Below are 1,901 nucleotides of genomic sequence, written 5' to 3'. Positions count from 1 at the left end.
TACCTTGATCAGCACGAGATCCCCCGGCCGAAGTCCTGGCGAACCCTGGGCACCTGACCTCGGCAACTCCAAGATCCCCGACAGAGTCAAGCTAGGGAACATCCGCAAAGTTGAACGGGGCGAGCGCCTGCCCACTCATGGCTTTCTGGCCACCGCAGCCCGAACACTTGCCGTGAGCGTGGAAGAGCTGACCGGCCAGCCCTACCGCGGGCAGCAACGATCTGACGAGAAAGCACACGCACCTATCGCTGCCATCCGGACCGTGGTGCGTGCATTCGATCTCCCTCCGGAGTGGCGAACCACACCGCGCCCTCTGGCGGACATCGCCGTTGACCTTGACGAGGCCACCCGGCACCGCGCCGCGGCCCGGTACACCCGTCTCGGCCTGGCGCTGCCCGAACTGCTGGGAGAACTGACGGCCTCGGTACATCTGTTGGAAGGCGATAGGAAGCGCCAGGCCGCGAAGATGCTGGCTTCCGCTTACTACATGGCGCACTGCCTCGCCTACCGGCTCGGATATGCGGACCTCGCCGGGCAGTTGGATGACCGCCAGCGATGGGCAGCAGGCATCTCGGCCGATCCGTTGAGCGTTGCGCTCGCCCAGTGGTCACGAGCCGGAGGCTTCCAAGCTGCCCGCGAGTACGGCCCCGGGCTCCGGCTCTTGGCCCACGCTCGCGACCAACTCACCGAAGAGGCAGGCGCACCCTCGTCATCGGTGGTGACGCTGCTGGGCAGCCTGCGTCTACGTGAGGCTACGCTCGCTTCCCGCGCCCGGGACGAGCAGGCCACAGAACACCACCTCACTGAGGCTTCCCGGCTCGCCGAGCAGATCCCCGACCAAACAGACCGGGTGCACTATCACCTCACGTTTGGCCCGGCGAACGTGGCCGTACACGACATCGCCGCGCAGGTCGAACTCAAGAACGTCGATGAGGCTGCGAAGAGAGCGAGCGCTTTGCGTCTGCCACCGTCGCTACCGCGCACTCGGAAGGGACATCACCACATTGATGCCGCGCGTGCCTTCCTTGCCGTCGGCGATCGGGACAGGGCTCTGACCGCATTGCAGGATGCCCGCCAAGTGGCACCTCAGCAGACCCGCTATCACCCCATGGCCCGCGAGGCGGTACGGCTCCTCGCCCAGCAGTACCGCCGCGTTGGCCAGGACGTACGGACGCTCGCCGCATGGATGGGCCAAGCCGTGGCCTGACGGGACGGCAAGTCACTGTCAAGATGAGTGGCAGTCAGGAAGTACCCCAGCGTGGGGTACTTCCTTTGTTTTGCGGTGAGCATCCTGTGACTGTCGGTCGCCGCAGCCGTCCCGGCTCGCGATCCGCAGCCTCCTTGCCGGATAGCTGCGGCGGCTGGCTGGCCCATCCTGTACCGATCCGCGTAAGGACGGGCTTGCACTCCGATTGACCACCGGACGGAGACAGTCGTGATCAGTCACATCACGTTGGAGCGGAAAGACGTCTCGTACGACCGCAGCGAGGGCCGCGCGACGTTCGCGGTAACGGTGCATCACCGGGACGGCCGCACCGAGCCCAGCGTCCTCAAGCTGGAGCCGGGACAAGTGGAGGTGTACGCGCTCCAACTCGGAAGGGCCATCGACATGAGGAAGGCCGCCAAGGAGACGGCTGGTCGATGAGCGGGCGGCACGCGAAACCGGATCGGACGTGGATGCCGTTCGCTGGTCTGGCGCTCGTTGCTGCTGGTATCGGTGCCGCGATCGTCACCGGTTGCGTAGATGCCCACGGCACGCCCGCCCCGGCCAAGATCGAGGAGCCCGACGACCCGGTCAAACAGGCCGCGTCCAACATCGTCGACGGAGTGATCGACCGCGCCGCGCCGCACACGGGCCGGTTGGGGGCGCGGTGATACGCCTTGACTGCTCTGTGCCGCGC

Annotated in this window: 3 protein-coding genes; all 3 read left to right on the top strand. The window is 66.4% G+C overall.

The annotated features are described in order from the left end of the window. Positions 1-1,207: XRE family transcriptional regulator (locus ACIQU6_RS44645; protein WP_403488456.1), on the top strand; the 1,207-nt coding region annotated here is incomplete at its 5' end. Between the two features lie 228 nt (positions 1,208-1,435). After that, positions 1,436-1,645: a hypothetical protein gene (locus tag ACIQU6_RS44640; RefSeq protein ID WP_403488454.1), complete on the top strand. Its 210-nt coding sequence runs from the start codon at positions 1,436-1,438 to the stop codon at positions 1,643-1,645. After that, a complete protein-coding gene (locus ACIQU6_RS44635) occupies positions 1,642-1,875 on the top strand; it encodes a hypothetical protein (RefSeq protein WP_403488452.1) in 234 nt (77 codons plus the stop codon). Before ACIQU6_RS44640 ends, ACIQU6_RS44635 begins: the two co-directional genes overlap by 4 nt. Positions 1,876-1,901: the final 26 nt, after the last annotated feature.

This window comes from Streptomyces sp. NPDC090442 (assembly GCF_044769405.1).
GTDB lineage: Bacteria > Actinomycetota > Actinomycetes > Streptomycetales > Streptomycetaceae > Streptomyces.
Note: the sequence above shows the minus strand (reverse complement) of the source record. Positions and strands in the feature narration are given on the sequence as shown.

Bases quoted from the DNA above. Each gene is read 5' to 3' on its own strand.
- ACIQU6_RS44635 (WP_403488452.1), top strand. From the start codon at position 1,642: ATGAGCGGGCGGCACGCGAAACCGGATCGGACGTGGATGCCGTTCGCT.